Annotated in this window: 18 protein-coding genes; 6 read left to right on the top strand and 12 right to left on the bottom strand. The window is 47.8% G+C overall.

Annotated elements, in window-relative coordinates; genetic code table 11:
• The first annotated feature begins 86 nt into the window (after nt 1-86).
• Nucleotides 87-935 (top strand): formate dehydrogenase accessory sulfurtransferase FdhD, encoded by an 849-nt coding sequence (gene fdhD / locus Q8L79_RS08225; RefSeq protein ID WP_305269923.1) that lies wholly within the window; start codon nt 87-89, stop codon nt 933-935.
• Between the two features lie 6 nt (nt 936-941).
• Entirely contained in the window at nt 942-1,154 is a 213-nt protein-coding gene (locus Q8L79_RS08220; RefSeq protein ID WP_305269922.1) for a formate dehydrogenase subunit delta, read from the top strand.
• An 82-nt stretch (nt 1,155-1,236) separates the two neighbouring features.
• Here the strand turns inward: Q8L79_RS08220 and Q8L79_RS08215 are convergent, their stop codons facing one another.
• Nucleotides 1,237-1,593, bottom strand: coding sequence for a C40 family peptidase (locus tag Q8L79_RS08215; protein ID WP_305269921.1), 357 nt, complete (start codon nt 1,591-1,593; stop codon nt 1,237-1,239).
• A gap of 495 nt (nt 1,594-2,088) precedes the next feature.
• Between Q8L79_RS08215 and Q8L79_RS08210 the strand changes: the two genes are divergently transcribed.
• The 4 genes from Q8L79_RS08210 to Q8L79_RS08195 all read left to right on the top strand — a co-directional run bounded on the left by Q8L79_RS08210 (nt 2,089) and on the right by Q8L79_RS08195 (nt 4,963).
• A complete protein-coding gene (locus Q8L79_RS08210) occupies nt 2,089-3,048 on the top strand; it encodes an ABC transporter substrate-binding protein (protein WP_305269920.1) in 960 nt (319 codons plus the stop codon).
• 12 nt (nt 3,049-3,060) lie between these two features.
• Entirely contained in the window at nt 3,061-3,807 is a 747-nt protein-coding gene (locus Q8L79_RS08205) for an ABC transporter permease (protein WP_305269919.1), read from the top strand.
• The gene (locus tag Q8L79_RS08200; protein WP_305269918.1) at nt 3,804-4,532 is read left to right on the top strand and encodes an ABC transporter ATP-binding protein; all 729 of its coding nucleotides are present in this window, start codon (nt 3,804-3,806) and stop codon (nt 4,530-4,532) included. Before Q8L79_RS08205 ends, Q8L79_RS08200 begins: the two co-directional genes overlap by 4 nt.
• A 188-nt stretch (nt 4,533-4,720) precedes the next feature.
• Nucleotides 4,721-4,963: a hypothetical protein gene (locus Q8L79_RS08195; RefSeq protein WP_305269917.1), complete on the top strand. Its 243-nt coding sequence runs from the start codon at nt 4,721-4,723 to the stop codon at nt 4,961-4,963.
• A gap of 81 nt (nt 4,964-5,044) precedes the next feature.
• Here the strand turns inward: Q8L79_RS08195 and flgL are convergent, their stop codons facing one another.
• The 11 genes from flgL to flgB form a co-directional block, all read right to left on the bottom strand.
• Nucleotides 5,045-7,132, bottom strand: a complete 2,088-nt coding sequence (flgL, locus tag Q8L79_RS08190) for a flagellar hook-associated protein FlgL (protein ID WP_305269916.1) — start codon at nt 7,130-7,132, stop codon at nt 5,045-5,047.
• Between the two features lie 11 nt (nt 7,133-7,143).
• Nucleotides 7,144-8,985: a flagellar hook-associated protein FlgK gene (gene flgK / locus Q8L79_RS08185; protein WP_305269915.1), complete on the bottom strand. Its 1,842-nt coding sequence runs from the start codon at nt 8,983-8,985 to the stop codon at nt 7,144-7,146.
• A gap of 43 nt (nt 8,986-9,028) precedes the next feature.
• Complete coding sequence (flgJ, locus tag Q8L79_RS08180) at nt 9,029-10,141, bottom strand: flagellar assembly peptidoglycan hydrolase FlgJ (RefSeq protein ID WP_305269914.1); 1,113 nt, start codon at nt 10,139-10,141, stop codon at nt 9,029-9,031.
• Between the two features lie 41 nt (nt 10,142-10,182).
• Nucleotides 10,183-11,286, bottom strand: coding sequence for a flagellar basal body P-ring protein FlgI (locus Q8L79_RS08175; protein WP_370869902.1), 1,104 nt, complete (start codon nt 11,284-11,286; stop codon nt 10,183-10,185).
• Nucleotides 11,287-11,299: 13 nt separating this feature from the next.
• Nucleotides 11,300-11,995, bottom strand: coding sequence for a flagellar basal body L-ring protein FlgH (flgH, locus tag Q8L79_RS08170; protein WP_305270028.1), 696 nt, complete (start codon nt 11,993-11,995; stop codon nt 11,300-11,302).
• 18 nt (nt 11,996-12,013) lie between these two features.
• Entirely contained in the window at nt 12,014-12,802 is a 789-nt protein-coding gene (gene flgG, locus Q8L79_RS08165) for a flagellar basal-body rod protein FlgG (RefSeq protein ID WP_305269913.1), read from the bottom strand.
• A 149-nt stretch (nt 12,803-12,951) separates the two neighbouring features.
• Nucleotides 12,952-13,695, bottom strand: coding sequence for a flagellar basal-body rod protein FlgF (flgF, locus tag Q8L79_RS08160; RefSeq protein ID WP_305269912.1), 744 nt, complete (start codon nt 13,693-13,695; stop codon nt 12,952-12,954).
• 77 nt (nt 13,696-13,772) lie between these two features.
• On the bottom strand, nt 13,773-16,847 hold the full coding sequence (locus Q8L79_RS08155; RefSeq protein WP_305269911.1) for a flagellar hook-basal body complex protein: 3,075 nt from the start codon (nt 16,845-16,847) through the stop codon (nt 13,773-13,775).
• Between the two features lie 15 nt (nt 16,848-16,862).
• Nucleotides 16,863-17,546, bottom strand: a complete 684-nt coding sequence (locus tag Q8L79_RS08150; RefSeq protein ID WP_305269910.1) for a flagellar hook assembly protein FlgD — start codon at nt 17,544-17,546, stop codon at nt 16,863-16,865.
• Nucleotides 17,547-17,556: 10 nt separating this feature from the next.
• Nucleotides 17,557-17,970 carry a flagellar basal body rod protein FlgC gene (gene flgC, locus Q8L79_RS08145; protein WP_305269909.1) on the bottom strand — a complete coding sequence of 138 codons (414 nt, stop codon included), beginning with the start codon at nt 17,968-17,970 and terminating at the stop codon, nt 17,557-17,559.
• Nucleotides 17,971-17,972: 2 nt separating this feature from the next.
• Nucleotides 17,973-18,365 (bottom strand): flagellar basal body rod protein FlgB, encoded by a 393-nt coding sequence (flgB, locus tag Q8L79_RS08140; protein WP_305269908.1) that lies wholly within the window; start codon nt 18,363-18,365, stop codon nt 17,973-17,975.
• Between the last annotated feature and the right edge of the window lie 86 nt (nt 18,366-18,451).

Raw genomic sequence — 18,451 nt, 5'->3', positions numbered from 1 at the left:
GTCCGCACTCGACTGTATGGACAGATATTTGCTCCTGCAATATCTGCATTCACCACATCCATGTGGATCATGCAGGAAGTAGAATAATGCAAGGAGCTATTGCCGAGCCTTTATCATTAGAATTAGGCTGGCCCAGCTATCAACAAAGTACCGTTGATCGCTGGCGAGATGGGCAACATGAACAACGGCAAGATTATATTGCCGAAGAAGTGCCCATTTCCCTGATTTATAACGGGGTGCCACATGTTGTCATGCTGGCAACCCCCACCAATCTTGAAGAATTTGCGCTGGGTTTCAGTATTACCGAAGGCATTATTAAAAGCCCGCAAGAGTTATTATCGGCACGGGTTTATAACCGCTCAAACGGTATTGAAGTCCAGATAAAGATTCCGGAGCAACGTTTTCAATGTATGTCTGACAAAGGCCGTAATTTAACCGGCCGTACCGGTTGCGGTCTTTGCGGAGCAAGCACCTTAAAACAAGCCATCCGCCAACCCTGCCCGGTTAACGGGGACTTGACCGTGTCTGCTGCCGAGTTACGCTCCGCTTTAGCAGACATCAAGCAACACCAAAAACTTAACCAGCTAACCGGTGCCGTTCATGCGGCCGCCTGGGCAGTTCCAGGACAGGGTATTTTGGATGTCCGGGAAGATGTAGGACGGCATAACGCGCTGGATAAATTGATCGGTTTTTTATTGCGCACCGGCAAAGATTTATCCGCAGGCTTTATAATTGTTACCAGCCGTGCCAGTTATGAAATGGTACAAAAAACCGCCTGGGTCGGCATTACGCTGCTTGCGGCCATCTCCGCGCCTACCGGCTTAGCCATACGCTTGGCTAATGAGGCTGGTCTCACCTTAATCGGTTTTGCCCGTGATGATCAGCATGTGATTTATACCCATCCGCAACGCTTAACCCATAGCAACTATCTGTGATTAACGATGAAAATAGAAAGACTGATCAAAATGGCCAACGATATAGGCAATTTCTTTAACTCGGAAACCGACAAAGAAATCGCAGCGGAAGGCGTAAAAAACCACATCTTAAGATCATGGGATCCAAGAATGCGTAAAGCGATTATTACCTATTGCCAAGAAGACGGCTCTGAATTAAGCAGCTTGGTCAAAGCGGCTGTGACCAAGCTCGCCGCTTAAAAAATACAATCCTCATAGACATTGGCTTAAACACCATGTTTAAGCCAATGTCTATCTCCCGAATTCATAACTAGCGGTGCCGTTACGGACGGCGCACACAACTGAACCGGTTTCCCCAATAACGGTTTTTAAGACTGGACACCAGCACTTTTCCGGTCTTCTGACTAGGGGCATGAATAAACTCCCCATTACTGACATAAATACCGACATGAGAGAATGGCTTGCCGTTGGTATTAAAAAAAACCAAATCACCGGAATGAAGATCACTTTTCGGAACTTCCATCAGCGACTGAGCCATTCCCTGAACCGTACGCGGTAACGATACGCCTTGATGCCCGTAGACATGCTTAACAAAACCGCTACAGTCAAAACCTTCCTCCGGCGAACTTTTTCCATAACGATAAGGCACGCCCTGCAAACTTAGGGCATAACTGACCATTGACGAATAATCCGCAGTGCGCCGGGGTTCCTGGACGCTTGCGCAACCGGAAAATAAAACTATCGCAGTGAGGAAAACAGCTCGGATAAAAAAACAACTACTGCTCTTAATGACGAACGCGTTCACAAATTCATAACCTAATTTGACAGACTAAATAGAAATTCCTTATAAGGATAGGTCATTGCAAGTTAAATGGCTATGCGACAAAGACCTCGGATATCAAGACAGTCATCAAGGATTGACAGTCAATCGCTCCGGCTGGACAATCGGCAATGTTCCGATTCGGATTATCGCCAGTGACGCTAATATGTGAACCGCAAAAGCCCGCAATGGAATTTAATTGACAACACCGCTACTGTATTTTGACTATTAGCAACTAGCCAGTTAGCGCCTATATAAGCGCAAAACTGTTGCCTGGATCGACAATCATCCTCGCACCAAACCTCGCGTACAGATAGAATAGGCGGTTTAGCCCCAGCCATTGAGATAGCTTCCATGAAATTTAATGTCTTTCTTCTTATCAGCCTGTGGCTGCTTGCCTCATGCAACAGTTATGCTACGGAAAAAACCATCATTCGTCTTGGCGTTCAGGCTTCCGGCACGGTCGATTGGGAATTGTCGGCTTTACAGGATAATCCACAGGCCGACTTTCAACTAAAAATACAACATTTAGCCAATGCGGAAGCCGGTAAAATTGCACTACAGTCCGGCGCTGTCGATATGATTGTATCTGACTGGATTTGGGTTTCCAGTCTGCGCGCTACCGGCGCTGATTTTGCTTTTTATCCCTATTCGGATACATCAGGCGCCTTGGTTGTAGCCGAAAACAGCCCTATTCATTCGGTAAAAGATCTCAAAGGCAAACGGTTGGGGATTGCGGGGGGCGAACTGGACAAAAATTGGCTGTTGCTACAGGCCTTGGCCGGGCAACAACAACTGGATCTGGATGCTTCAGTGGAAAAAGTCTTCGGCGCACCGCCGCTGATCAATGAGCAAATCAAGCAAAACCGGGTGGATGCAGTTCTTACTTATTGGCATTTTGCCGCCAGACTTGAGGCACAGGGTTATCGGCAGATAATTGACGGCAGAGGTATCTTAAAAGGCTTGGGCATTCAAGAGAGTGTCCCGAGCCTGGGTTATGTTTTTAGAGAAAGTTGGGCAAACAGCCATAAACAAGCCCTGAACAACTTCTTCAAGGCCAGTAAGCAAGCTAAAAACCAGCTGTGTACAGCTGATGCGGCCTGGCAAAAAATAGCCCCTTTAACCAAGGTAGATGATTTACCTACCCAAGCCAAACTTCGCCAGCGTTATTGCGAGGGTAATATTGAGCATTGGGGAAAACAGGAGCAACAAGCGGCGGGCCGTATTTATGCAATACTTCGCACCCTGAGCAATAAGCAGTTAACCGGTAATTCCGATACCCTGCAACCCGGTACATTCTGGGCAGTTGAATAACACAGATTCGTTTTGATTAATCTTAAGAGTTTTTTATCAACCTTGTCATTGCTGGTTTTTTTAGCCATCTGGCAAGGTTTGGCTGTTTATTTAAACAGTAACACGTTGCCGACTCCCGAAGCTATAGCCAAGGTTTTCCAGCAAGCCTGTATATCTGGGCAACTGCCCTTTCATCTGGGCGTTACCTTGCTCCGGCTGGTGGTCAGTTTTACCATTGCGATGTTGCTGGGTTGCGCCATCGGCATAGTCCTGGGGCGCAATAAAAAACTCGATGCATTCTTCGACAACTGGCTGGTGATTTTCTTAAATGTCCCGGCCCTGGTCACCATTATATTGTGTTATGTCTGGTTCGGACTGGTCGAATCGGCGGCGATACTCGCCGTGGTTATCAACAAGCTGCCCAATGTCATTGTTACCATCCGCGAAGGTACGCGCACACTGGATCAGGATTTACTGGACATGGCGCATTGTTACCATTTCGGCAAGCGTAAAACCCTGGTTCATGTGATCTGGCCGCAACTGCATCCGTTTGTGATGGGCGCAACCCGTTCGGGTCTGGCCTTGATCTGGAAAATCATTCTGGTGGTTGAGTTATTAGGGCGCAGCAACGGCATGGGCTATCAGTTGCATTTGTTCTTTCAACTGTTCGATGTCGCGAGTATTCTGGCTTATACCGTCGCTTTTGTTGCTGTCATTCAACTGATAGAGCTGCTTATTTTAAAACCGCTGGACAAAAAAGCGCTACGGTGGCGCAGATGACCGACATCCAAATCAATATCAACAACAAAACCTACCCGACTGCGACAACGCCGAGTATCGCCAACCTTAAGCTGTCGCTAAATTCCAATGAGTTTACCTGCCTGGTCGGTCCGTCCGGCTGCGGCAAAACCACGCTGCTGAATATTATTGCCGGCCTGGATAATGACTACGACGGCGAAATTCTGGTTGGGCAGCAACACACGCATCCCAAGATCGGCTACATTTTCCAGAATCCAAGGCTGCTGCCCTGGCGGACGGTCAGGGAAAATATTGAGCTGGTATTGGATGAACATCAGCCGCCCGAGGTCATTGATGCCTTGCTTGAGGTTATGCAGTTAACACCTGCTCAACATATTTATCCTGAACGACTGTCGTTAGGCATGAGCCGCCGAGTCTCAATCATCAGGGCGTTTGCCGTTGATCCTGAAGTGTTGCTGATGGATGAGCCTTTTGTGTCGCTGGATGCGCCGACCGCAAGACAAGTAAGAGAGCTGTTGCTGAAACTCTGGCAACAACGTCCGCATACGGTTTTATTTGTCACTCACGATCTGCGCGAGGCCATTGCACTGGCCGACCGACTGATATTTTTGTCAGCATCACCTATGCAGGTTGTTAGTGAAATCATCGTGCCTATCGCCCGAAGCGATCGCCGTAATGAGCTTGCTATTGAATCCTTCCGACAGCAGTTACTGCAAAATCATCCTGAAATAAAACAACTTTTATGACAGCATTCCCGCTCGAAAAACAGTTGCGGATTCACCAAAAATACCTGATACTCTTGGCCGTCAAGCCTTGTTATAGGGGATTCACGTCAGGCTATCCTGCCTGACGCCCTTCGGGTTAATGCAAATCGGCTGTCCTCCCGATTTGTCCAGCGGGGCTTGCTGTACAAACTACCCAAGGTTAATATCATATGAAAAAAACAATTATCTTAGGATTGGCGACTGCTGTTATTGCGTTAGCTTCATTAACCGTATCTGCGGGCAGTGATGACCAATACCCTGCGGCAAACTTTCAACCTAAAGTCATCTATATCGACAAAGATTCAGTCAAATCTTCACCAAAATGTCCAGGCCAAAAACCCGTAGAAAAGGCAACCGAGTTCGATCCTAAATATCCGGCTGCCAATTTTGAACCTAAAGTCATTTATCCATAATCCAACTTTTAAAAGGTGCGTCTTTAAAGCGGATTCACCTTTTACCAGCCTGCCCTGCTTTCAGAAAGAACTAGCCCGGCATTAGAGATAATTAAACAACGATAATTCTTTCACCTTGGAAAAAGTCTGTTGCGCGGCCTGCAAAGCAGCGGTTTGCAATTGGAACCGACTGATTGCCTCTGCGTAATCCAGATCTTGCGTTTCGGAAAGTGTTATCTTGGTGTCCAATACAAATTTCTCATTTTGGGATTCTTGATCATCCAGAGCATTCATACGCACCCCAACACTGGTTCTTGCCTGCAAAAAACTATCCTGGGCAGCATCGAGATCTTTTAATACATCATCAAACTGACTTTGAAATGTCTGTGCGCCGGCTCCTGTCTTGCTCTGACCATCAATAAAACCGGCATCCGTTAAAAATGTTCCTGAAGTATTATTAATTGTTATGCTGGAGGTATCCCCTTTGACTACTGAGAAAAACTCGATTCTATTACCATTGCTCCGCACTTGAATGACATCGCTAAAATGGGAACCTGCAGCAAAATTGGTGTTTGGCGTAATAAAGGCGGCAGACAGCAAACCGCCGGGGGTTGCTGCAAGTTGCGCATTAATCTCGGAAACCATACCGTCCACACCGGTAAACTTTTTTCCAGTCAGATTTATAGGGGCTGTAATAGCGGCTAGTGTTGCCGGTACAGTAGCAGGAAGCATCTCCACATTGGCAACCAAATCAAAGGCGGTTCCTTCCGCTACCGTCCCGACAATACCAGTAGATCCGGTAATACCTGCGTTCGTGGCGTTAGTCCCGGCCTGTCCGGCAGGAACCGTGATAGAAACGGGAGTGGTGGAACCCCAATGAGTGATCACAAGCTTACCGGAACCGTCGAGTGTCGCCAGGTAATTGGCTTTATCCGCAAGAGTGGATGCCTGGATTTTGGTATTTATTTCCGCGACCACACCTGTAATGTTGGTGTCCGCACCATCAAGAGTGATGGACGTACCATCCACTGAGAAGGTCGCATTAGTGGTGGGAACTGCCGCAGCACCTATGGCACCTGCCGAATTAACAAAACCAGCCGCAATCGCATTAGTATCCGCAAAGGTAACCTCAACGGCTGCAGTGGAGCCCGTATTGGTGATGACAAGGTCGTTGCCGGCAAATACAGCGGTGTAACCATTCATACCGGCATTAGCCTGAAGCTGGTTTTGAATATCCAAGGCAAGAGCATCCTTGGTGGCATAGGCCTGAGTCAGGGTAACCGACGCACCATTGACGTTGAATTGAGCCAAATTCGAAACACCGGAAAAATTAAGTGCAGCCTGCCCACCACCACCCACACCTAAAAAGGCACTTGTATTCGTTCCATCAACCTGCGGCGCAACAGTGGTATTAAAGTTAAAGCTGGTAACGGTCTTTGGATCCGATTGACCTGGCGCAGTAATTGTAGAAAGAGGAGCCGTATAATCCAGCCCGTACCGCAAAAACCTGTCACCGGTAATTTCGGCGGGGCTGGCGTTAAAAGTAGCGCTCAATCCCTCAGACAACGCCTTTAAGGTATTGAAAATACTACGCTTGCCATTCTCATCAGCAGCAGGACTGCTTGAGCTAATGTTTTCGAACACATTAAATCCCAAGTCGCCATCAGCCACCTGCCTTGTCGGACTAATTTGCAAAGCCCGCTGCTGCGTACCGCCTTGATAAACATATTCTCCGGTTGTGGGATGTATCGCAAAAGCGGGCACCGTCGAAAGATAGCCAGAAAAAATAAATTCACCATTGGCGTTTTTGGTATTTGCCACGTCAGCCAATCCTAGAATCATCTGATCCACTTCAGTCTTGATCGTTAACCTGTCACTACTGCTTAAAGCGGGAGTCATCGCTTGAATAGCCAGCTCTTTAGCGCGACCTAATATGTTGACTGAAGTTCCCAAAGCGGATTCCTCAATATTCAACCGGCCGCGAGTAGTAGCAATATTATTTTGATACTGATTTGTTTTTGCAATCGTTCTGTCTAAATCCAATATCCTTACTGCCGCTGCAGGGTCTTCAGCAGGTGTTGACACTTTAAGTCCAGAGCTTAATTGCTGCTGCACCTTAGCCAATTTGGTTTGCTGACCTGCCATTGCATCGACACTAAGCTGTTGTGCCCAAGCTGTTGAAATTCTCATTACTATTACTCCTACCTAACTGCGCCTATCAACATATCAAACAAGGACTTGGCTATCGCAATTGATTGTGCGGATGCCTGATAAGCTTGCTGAAACCTTATTAAGTTAGCGGCCTCTTCGTCCAAATTCACACCTGCCAAGCTCTCCCTGGATTCCTTTGCCTGATTTAATAACGCTCTTTGTGCAGAAGAACCAAATTCTGCTGCTCGCGTCAAAGTTCCAACGCCGGAAACAATTTGTCCATAAGCATCGCCAAATGAGGCGGTCCCTCCTATCATACCCAATTTATTCTCAACATCTGCCAGTTGTAATGCATTTCGATTATCGCCGGCCATCGGCCCGTTAATGGTGACATAAACGGGATTACCCAATACATCTACAACCGGATTATTTAACGCATCACGTTTTGGTACAGGCAATTTGGTCACGAGGTCGATTTCTATATTGGTCGCTGCCGCGATTTTTCTCGGATCGTCAATATTGACCCGAATTTTCTGAGCGGCGCTATAAGTCGGCCTGATTAAAGCTTCATCCCCGGCAGATATGGTTTTTCCTCCACTCAAATCAACTGTTATATTAATGCCCGGCAAAGTGGTTATGGTGGTGCTTGCGGGTTGAGTAGCTGCAAACGATAAGGTAGCAATCCCTCCCACATTGGTGGACGTAAGATTAATGACCTGGTTATCCCGTATTCTGGTCAGGGTGTAATCAACTCCGCCGCCGGCATTAACATACTTCAAGTTAAAATCACTAAAATCCAGACTTCCGGCTGCCGATGGATTGACATTTACATCCTGAAAATTAGCGGTAATAACCGCGTTGCCGCTATTAAACGGACTTTGAACAACAGGAACTTCACTGCCTGAAAAGTTAAATAATGCCGTTCCTGCCGTGCCGTTCAAGTCAAAACCTTTCTTGTGAAGCCCGTTAAGCTCCATTGTCAAACCGGCGGCAACCAGACCCAGTTGTTGTTGTGCCTGATCCAGCACTTCATCCCGAAATCTTAATGCCCCCCCCAACGAACCGCCACTGATTTGGCCGGTCATCTCCATGATGCCATTAGCTGTCTTAATCCCGATTTCCAGCCGACCCGGATCGAATTTAGACTGAATAGTGGTAAATGTCGCCACTCCACCATTAAGAACCAGCGCCTGTCCATTACCGATAAAAACACTGGACATACCGTCTCTCTGTTTGACTACAGAAACGTTGACTATCTCGGATAACCTTGACAACAAAACATCCTGCTTATCCAGCAAGTCATTAGGCTGTCTCATGCCTTGTGTTTTACCTAAGTCTGCCAGAATTTGTACATTAAGATCGGCTATTGATTTGGCTAAAGAATTAATATCATCAACCATTATTCCTATATCGCTGTTGTTAAGCGCGCGTATATTTTCAAACCTGCCGTTCATCGTATTGAAGCTTTGCGTTAAAATTCCCGCCTCAGACAACATGACCTGCCGGGAAGGAATCGATGAAGGGTCGTCCGCCACTTCATTCACGGCATTAAAAAAACGCTTCATGGCAGGAGCGATGCCGGTACTAGGATCGGCCATTATATTATCGACGTTTGCAGCAAGCTGGCGGTAACGATCCACATCTCCGAATGCTGAGAGACTGGAACTTAATTGTTTATTAATAAACTGGTCGTAACTGCGCGTGATATTGGTGACGTTTACGCCCTGACCGACATATCCATCACCGGTGAATTGTGCAGCATTAGAGCTTTGCTCAACTCTCTGACGGCTATACCCCTCTGTATTTACATTGGAAATATTATGTTGCACAGCTTCCAATGAGCGCTGGGCTGCCATCAGTCCTGACAATGACGTTGATAATATTCCACTCATGATAGCGTCCTGTTCCGGAACTTAAATACCGAACTTAACTGGATCATTGATTCATCGCCATAATGACATCAGGCTCAAACTCGGCCATCGTATTACCTTGATAGATGCTCATTACCTTGTCGGCGTATTTCGGATCGGTTGCATAACCTGCCCGCTGTAACTCATGCATATATTGTTCCGCATTGCCCGCTTTTTTTAATGCATCGCCATAACGTGGATTACTTTTTATAAAATCGACATAATCCCTAAAGCTTTCCTTAAATGAATTGTAGGATCTAAAGCCCGCATTAACTTTTTTAGGAATACCCTGGTCAAATTCCAGTGTAGCCACTTGCGCCTGCTTACCCTGCCAAGCTTTATCAGCTTTAATGTTAAACAGATTAAAACTGTTGCTACCATTGCTATTTTTTATTACCGAGCGTCCCCAGCCGCTTTCCAGAGCAGCTTGCGCCAAAATCACCTTGGGTTCCACGCCTAATTCCTTTGCGGCCTGCTCAGCATAAGGATGCAGCCGTCTGACAAACTCTTCTGACGACTGTATCGGCAATGCGTGATCGGCCTTTAATGCCGCTTTAGATTGCATCGGCAAAGCGGACTCACTATTGAATGGAAGCTCATCCATCTCATTAAGTGGGCTTCTCGGCAACCGCTCCATGCGTTGCTCTACCTCCTGCATCCTTGCAGTCGTATCGTGCAGATAAGGAGCCACCTTAACCTGACCCTCTTCAAAACCGGTAGTGGAGTTGCCGGTTTTTCCGCCAGCCTGCCGGTTAAGGACATGAACCTGTTCGGAACCACTTGATATACCGCCTGATTTATTCAGGTAATCTTCGACATCCTGCTTCTCGTTTTTAGGCTTATCGGGCCCCAGTTGCTTGACGATTAAGTCAGCGAGGCCGACGCCCGGAGAGCCCGACAAATGCACGGCTAACTGCTGATCATACATATCGTTATAAAATTTACTTTGATCATTATCCATGGCGCCGTCACCCAGCTTTGCATCGCGCATACTTTTAAGCACGTTATTTAGAAAAATTGACTCAAACTGTTTGGCAACTTCTTTCAATGCTTCCGGCGACTCTTTTCTGGCCTGACTTTTTAATTTAGCCAGACTGTTAAAGTCGGTATAAACATCGGCATTTTGTGCATTTAACATAACAACCTCCGCCTAAATAGAACGCTTAAAAATCAGCATATTTAGATAACAATTAACTCGGCATGTAAGGAACCGGCTGATTTCAGCGCCTCAAGAATAGCCACCAAATCGCTGGGGGCGGCGCCTACGTTATTGACTGCCTGAACGATTTCATCCAGGGAAACGCCGGGATTAAACACAAACATGTGATTTTTTTCTTCTTCAACCTTTAGGTTGGATTTCGGTGTAACTACCGTTTGTCCATTGGAAAATGCGTCTGGCTGACTGACCTGAGGATCTTCGCTGATAGTGACTGTCAAACTGCCATGAGATACCGCCGCAGGTTGCACCCTGACCTTACCGTTAATAACGACAGTTCCGGTGCGGGAATTAACAATGACACGCGCCGGCGCATCATCGGGAACAACCATCATATTTTCTACCACCGAAGCAAATGTCACTTTTTGAGTGGGATCTACCGGTGCCGTAACCCTGACAGAAGTCGCATCGATTGCCTTTGCCGTATTAGCACCCAATACTTTATTAATAGAATCCGCCATGCGATTGGCCGTAGTAAAATCTGAAGAATGCAGATTAAAAATCAACGCATCACCTTCAGCAAAAGAGGTGTTAACAGTGCGCTCGACAGTTGCACCGTTGGGAATACGCCCTACATTGGGATTATTGACGGTAACGCTTGAACCATCCTGTCCCGATGCGCTCAGACCGCTCACAACCAAACTTCCCTGAGCGATGGCATAGACTTGTCCATCAGCTCCTTTCAACGGGCTCATTAACAACGTACCGCCGCGTAAACTTTTTGCATCGCCAAGAGAAGAAACGGTAACATCAATCGCTTGCCCTGGTTTGGCAAATGCCGGCAGCTCAGCCTGAATGGAGACGGCCGCAATGTTCTTTGATTTAGGGTCGACACCAGGGGGTAAAGTCAGCCCAAGACGAGCCAACATACTGCGTAAGCTTTGTCCGGTAAATGTTGTTTTATCGCCGGATTTATCCAGTCCGACTACCAAGCCGTAGCCTACCAGCTGATTGCTGCGTACGCCCTCAATAGAAGCAATATCCTTGATGCGTTCAGCACAAACCGATCCGCTGTAAACACTACCCAGTAGGAGAATTAGCATAAAGCGCTGTTGTAGTATGTTCATGTCCATGTCCTTTTTAAAATGGGAACCATGCGCTATTAATAAATCTTGCCACCCAGCCCATTTTACTGGCATCAGCCATGGCGCCATCGCCGATATACATAATGGTTACATCGGCAACTTTATCCGAGGTAATAATATTGGATGAATTTATATCTACCGGCCTGACGATGCCCGATAACCTGATAAACTCATCGCCCTGATTTAAGGTGACTCTTTTCTCGCCCCGTACACTCAAATTGCCATTGGGTAACAGTTCAACAACCGTAACGGAAATATTGCCGCTTAAACTATTGCTCTGATTAGACTGGCCTTCCCCTGTAAATTCTTTTGTTGACGCGATTTCGGTTTCCACATCTTTCCCCAGCACGGTAGCTGCCGCCACACCGAACAACGTAGGTGCCGAAACCGACATACTGGTATCTTTCTTGGTATTAAGATCGCCAGCCTTTTTCGCCTGGGTTCTCTCCAGCAGGGTAATGGTCAGAATATCTCCGACCCTTTTTGCCGTATGGTCTTCAAACAGGCGCATATCGTAACCGGACTGATAGATTGACCCGCTGTTTTGCACAGGCGGCCTTAAGTCAGCCGGTGCAACGGGGCCAAATGCGGGATCTTTTGACGGTATCGGTGTACAAGCTTCTAACAGAGACAGCATGACTGCAAGAACGCAGGGCATTGCGCAATTATTGAAACCAAATCTTTGAGTCATCATGCCATCGCTCCTGACTTATAACTGTTGCGTCACAAAGGACAGCATCTGATCGGCTGTTGAAATCGCCTTGGAGTTCATCTCATAAGCCCGTTGGGTTTCAATCATATTGACCAGCTCCTCAACAACATTGACATTGGAAGTTTCCAATGCCCCCTGATTCAAAGTTCCATATTCTCCTTGCCCCGGCGTACCCACTATCGGCGCACCGCTGGCGGCAGATTCCCGATAGAGATTGTCGCCAACCGCCTCCAAACCGGTAGGATTGATAAAATTAGCGGTCTGAATTTGCCCTATCACGGTCGGCGCAGCAACACCCGGTTGCTTAGCGGATACCGTGCCGTCGGTACCGATAGTGACACTTTCCGCATCGACAGGTACGGTGATCGCAGGATCCAGCGTTAATCCGTTTGAAGTGACCAACTGCCCCGTTGAGTCTAATTTTAAGGAGCCGTCACGGGTATAATTAATATCGCCGTTTGGCATGAGAATTTGCAGGAACCCCCGGCCATTAATTGCCACATCCAATGCATTTTCTGTTTGCTGGACATTGCCTTGGGTATGAACTTTTTCGGTTGAAACCGTTCTGACACCGGTTCCCAACTGTGTCCCCGTTGGAGATTGAGTATTTTGCGTGGTTTGCCCACCGACCTGGCGAATATTCTGATACATAAGATCATCAAACATTGCACGGTCTTTTTTGAAACCGGTCGTATTTACGTTCGCCAGGTTATTGGAAATAACCGCCATTCTTGTTTGTTGGGCATCCAGACCGGTTTTAGCTACCCATAATGCGCGTTCTGTCATGATAATCTCCTTAGTGCCAATTTATTGTCTTACCTGAATTCAATGCATGGTTTGTGCCATCTTTCTTTTGGAGCACCGAATCCAACTCGACTTCAAAAAAAAACCGAGCTCAGCTCGGTTTTTTAGAAACGAATCCTGCTTGGTGCTCGCTATCCCATTTGCATCAGCTTGGCACCCGCCGCAGAGTTTTCATCCGCACTCTTCATGACCTTGGTTTGCAGCTCGAAATTTCTCGCCAGATTAATCATTTCTACCATGGCCGTAATCGGATTTACATTACTGCCTTCCAAAACGCCCTGGGTCAAACTGACGGTAATATCAGCCGCTAACGGTACACCGCTTTTAGGATGCAACAAGCCGTCACCCAGCTTTTCCATATCTTTCATTTCAGGTTTAACCAGTTTGATCCGGCCAATCTCTACCTGGGTAGTCGCGTTGCCGGAACCCAGCGGAATCATGCTGATAGTACCGTCATTGCCTATGGTCAGCTTTTCTGCCGGCGGAATGATGATGGGGCCATCCTGCCCCAATACTTGCAAACCCGATCCGGTTTTCAATACACCTTCTGGAGAAAGGCGCAGGTCGCCTGCTCGAGTGTAAGCTTCTTTACCATCGTCGCCCTGAACTGCAATCAGCCCATCGTTATTGATGGCCACATCCAGATCACGCCCTGTCGTTTGTATGGGGCCATGAGAAAAATCGGTTCCCGGCTTTTCTATCATTGCATAAACCCGGGTAGGATAGCCCGCCCCCTCCACGGGTCTGCTGCGAAACCATTCCAAATCCGATTTGAAACCGGTCGTCTGCGCATTCGCCAAATTATTGGCGTTTGAATTTTGCGCCAGTAACGACTGTTTGGCGCCGCTCATTGCAATATATAAACTACGGTCCATAACAGCCCCTTTTATCTTAAAACCAGAATCTTAAAACAAATATAAAGCAAGTATCATTCCAACTTTAAAACATTAAACTATGCATTCAGGATAGTTTGTATCAAGGTTTTTTCGGTGGTAATGGTTTGAGAATTAGCCTGATAAGCCTGCTGTGCAATAATCAACTTAACCAACTGCTCCGACAAGTCCACATTGGAGCCTTCCAAGGCTGACGCTTGAATCCCGCCAAAATTATTGTCGCCGGCCGCGCCATAGATAGGCGCCCCGGAAGTTGAAGTCGTCGCCCAAGAGGTATCTCCTAATTTAGCCAAAGATTGATTGCTTTGAAACCGCGCCAATGCCACCTGCCCTAAAGCCTTGGAACCGCCGTTACTGTATCTTGCAAACACTACACCTGTGTCATCGACATCGATGCCGGTCAAATTACCGGCAGGTAAACCATCCTGATCCAGCCCGTTAACACTAAAGGGCGTAGCAAACTGGGTGCTGCCAAAAAAGTCCACATCGAATGCCATCGGAGAAACGCTTATATTAGGATTAATAAGCGCTAAATCAATAGACCCAAAATCCACTTTGGTGGTTTGCGCAGAGCCGGCAGAGGCTGCGGTAACAGCAGCGTTATAATTACTCGCTGCAGTCTGGGCAAGAATAGCATCAGAAGCCGCAGTAACGGCAAGAGCCGCCGCAGTGGCCGCACTAGCAGCATCAACAACAAGCGCAGCGGAAGCCGCATAAGCAGTGGCAGATGCGGCCGCAGTAGCGGCAGTGGTTTTAGCTATATCAGCCAAAGCTGCGGCAGAGGGAGTACTATTAATCGCAGCGGCAGCCGCCGCCGAAGTAGTTGCAGATGCTGATGCTACCAAGGCATTGGCAAGAGCAGTTGCAGTCGGGCCTTGCGTAGTGCTGGAAGCTGCTGCAGTAGTGTTATAAGCATCCACCGCCGCCTTGGCAGCAGCCGCATCAGTAGCCGCAGTGGCAGCGGCATTAGCGGCAGTGGTCGCAGAAAGAGGGTCATTAACAAGCGCAGCCGCGGCTGCATAAGCGGCGGCTGATGTAGCCGCGGTAGTTGCTGCTGCTTGAGCAGCAACAGCAAGAGCTAAGTCAGCGGGAGCAATATTACCGGCAGCGGCAGTAGTGGCCGCAGTAGTGGCGGAGACAACAAGAGCATCGGCCGATGCTACTGCCGTATTTGCCAGCGCAAGAGAAGTTGCGGCAGCGCCGAGACCTGCACCGGCGACAACAGCTGCATTATAACTATTAACCGCAGTCTGGGCTGCTGTAGCTTTCGTGGCCGCAGTAACGGCAAGAGCCGCAGCAGTGGTCGCAGTAGCGGCATCAACAACAAGCGCCGCAGATGTTGCATAAGCCGCAGCAGCTGTAGCAGCATCAGTCGCTGCCGTTTGCGCGGCGGCAGCCAGTGCTGCGTTAGCGGGAGTAATATTAGCAGCGGCAGCAGCAGTCGCAGAAGTAACAAGAGTGTTGGCCGATGTTACTGCCGTTCCTGCCTGGGTAATAGCAGTTGCAGCTGCACTGGGGCCGGCGGCAGCATTATAAGCAGCAACCGCTGTCTGAGCGGCAAGAGCATCAGCTGCGGCAGTGGCAGCGGAAGCTGCGGCAGCGGCGGCAGCAATAGCAGCGGGACCAGCAGCCAGGGGAACCCCTCCATTATCAAGAGTATTCGCATCAGTTTGAGCTTGAAGCGCAGATAAAGCTGCGGTATTAGCGGCGTTTTTAGCGGCCGTAGCTAACGTCAGGGTAGCGGGAGAAACAATACCGGCGGTCGTAGCAGCCGTCTCAGCAGCAGTCGCAGAAGTAACCAAAGCATTGGTAGTCAGAACGGCAGCATCGGCAGCAGTTAGAACTGCGGCATTATCAAGGGCGACTATTCCGCCGGAGCCATCCGCCGTTGTCGCCGCAGTTGATGTGGCTGCAGTACCTGTTACTGAAGTTGCTGCATCAGCCACAGCCGTTGCAACCGTAGTATATACGGCAGGCACCGCCGCAGCGGCAGTCGATGCAGTTCCTGCACCGGTTGCAGTAGCGGTTGCATCAGTTACAGCCGTTGCAACAGTAGTATATACAGCAGGCGTTGCCGCAGCCGAAGTCGATGCGGCGTTAATATTCGTTACAGCTGTGACAGCGGCGGCTGCGGCTGCCACAGCCGTCGTAGGCAGTGTCGATGCTGCCGCATATAATGCGGGCAACCCTGCAGCAGTAACAGACGCAGCAGCGGTACCCGTAACCGTTGTATTCGCCGCAGACAGAATTGCAGCAGAAATAACATTGGCTGCACGGGGACCCACATCAGAAACCAATCCTGACGAGGTAAAACTCATCTTTATAGGTGTGCCTGGCTGATTAACCGCTGCCGACACTGTTGATGTCGGAGCTGTTGACGGCGGCACAGCCTGCCCACCTGTTGTAATGCCAAAATTATCGAGAAATAAATAAGCATCCCATACATTGGCTACCGGCGTTTTTACATAATAGGTTGATGCTATATGCGCATTACCCTGGGTATCATAAGTCGTAATTGATGTCGTATTGTTATAGGACAAAGGATTTTTAGGGTCAAACACCGTAGTTGACGGCTGATTGGCAGCTCCGTTGATGTTCAATTTCATATTGATATTTTCGGTGGCGTTAGGCAAGCCTTGCGCAGTATCAATCGTGAGCGGCCTAAAAACGCCGACACTAAAGCCCTCCGCTGCAGTAGTTCCGTTTGGTGCAAAAGCCAATAAATACTGTCCCTTGTCATTAACCACATTCCCTGAGCTATTTAACTGAAAAGCGCCATTGCGGGTATATGCACTCGGTACCGAAGGATCCACGGCCGCATTTGGATTAGCAGGATCAGGCAGATTGACGTGATCAGCCAATACAAAAAAACCATTCCCGCTGACTGCAAGATCAAGGCTGTTTTGGGTCGACTCGATATTGCCCTGCTTAAATTGCTGCGCCACTTCGGTGACTTTCACTCCGGCACCTGGTTGAATCTTGCTAACTCCACCGAGGCTGGACGCATACACGTCGGCAAATTCTGCCCGTGATTCCTTAAAACCGACGGTTTGGGAATTGGCAATATTATTGCCGGTTACTTGTAAACTTGTTGATGCGGCTTTTAATCCACTTAATGCTGTTGCAAAACCCATGTTACACCCCCAATCCTAAAGAATTTGTTTAATCTGATTAAAATTAACGCTGTCCAAACCGGTCAGGTTAACTTTTAAACTATTAGCGCCATTGCCCATGATGACACTGTCAACGCGCGATTTAATATCTGTTTCCAATACCGTATTTTTTCCATCCATGTATCCTGTTGCCTGAATTTTATACACACCGGGACTAACCATGACGCCATTTGAATTTACCCCCTCCCAGACAAAAGGTACTTTTCCCGTGCTATGAGCGCCCAAATCGACATCTTGTATGGTTTCACCTGTAGTGGTATTGATTACTTTGACATTAATATTGGAAACACTTCCAGATAAATTAATATCGCCAGATATCTCGCCCCCAGCTGACAGCATCCCTTTGGTTCCCGGTACAGATACATATCGCCCCACTAAACTTGTTGCCTGCAATGCCTGACTGGAGTTGATTGAACCGGCAAAGTCACCAAATGATTTTTGCAAATCCTGAATACCGGATACGGTTCCAAACTGCGCTATTTGCGTTAGAAACTCGCCATTTTCCATCGGCTTGGTGGGATCTTGGTGCGTCATCTGCGTGGTCATTAGCTTTAAAAACTGATCCTGCCCTAATGAAGTTTTTTTAGGTGCTGTCGCCGACTCTTTTGCGGGCGTGACAGTCAAGCTACTGTATTTATTCGATGCACTTTCAATAGTCATTTTTATCCCCTTACTGTCCCATTCTTAAGGTCTGAAGCATCATCTGCTTTGCCGTATTCAACACTTCTACATTATTTTGATAAGAGCGTGATGCCGACATCATATTGGCCATTTCTTCAACCGTATTAACATTAGACTTATAGATATAGCCGTCTTTATCGGCCATAGGATGATTCGGGGCATATTCCATAACAGGAGATGCTTGGTTCTCAACCACGCCCAACACATTTACTTTACTCGCAGCATTTTGCTTATTTATAGCGTTATTTAATTCAGCGGCAAACACTGGCTGCCTGGATTTATAAACACCGGCCGCACTGCTGCTTGCACTATTCGCATTGGATATGTTACTTGCGACCAAGTTAAGTCTTAACGACTGAGCATTCATGCCGCTACCGGCAATATCAAATATGCTTGAAACCATGACTATTGCCCTCTTACCGCGGTCATCAGACCGGAAAATTTGTTATTGATGAACTGCAAACTGGCCTGATACTGCACCGCATTTTCAGCGTATTTGGCTTGTTCAACATGAGCCTCAACGGTGTTGCCATCTAACGATACCTGACTGGGGTTCCTGTACATTAGATTAGCGCCGAACACTTGTTGCTGAGGTGCGACATGTCCTGCCTGAGTACGTTCCATGGTCACGCCTGAAGCTATACTTTGCTTCAGCACCGATTTAAAATCCAGGTCGCGTGCCTTAAAGTTGGGTGTATCCGCGTTGGCTAAATTTGCAGCCAGTATCTCGCTTCGTTTTTCTCGAAAAGCCAGGGCCTTAGGCTCAATGCCAAGTGCAGTGTCAAAATTAATAGCCATGATAGTTACCTCATTGATTACTTGTACAAAAACAAAAGCACGGCCCATGCCAAAAATATATAGATCATTAATATCAATAATATATA

It is taken from the genome of Methylobacter sp. (assembly GCF_030680395.1).
Taxonomy (GTDB): domain Bacteria; phylum Pseudomonadota; class Gammaproteobacteria; order Methylococcales; family Methylomonadaceae; genus Methylobacter_A.
This window is presented reverse-complemented; position numbering and strand designations above follow the sequence as displayed.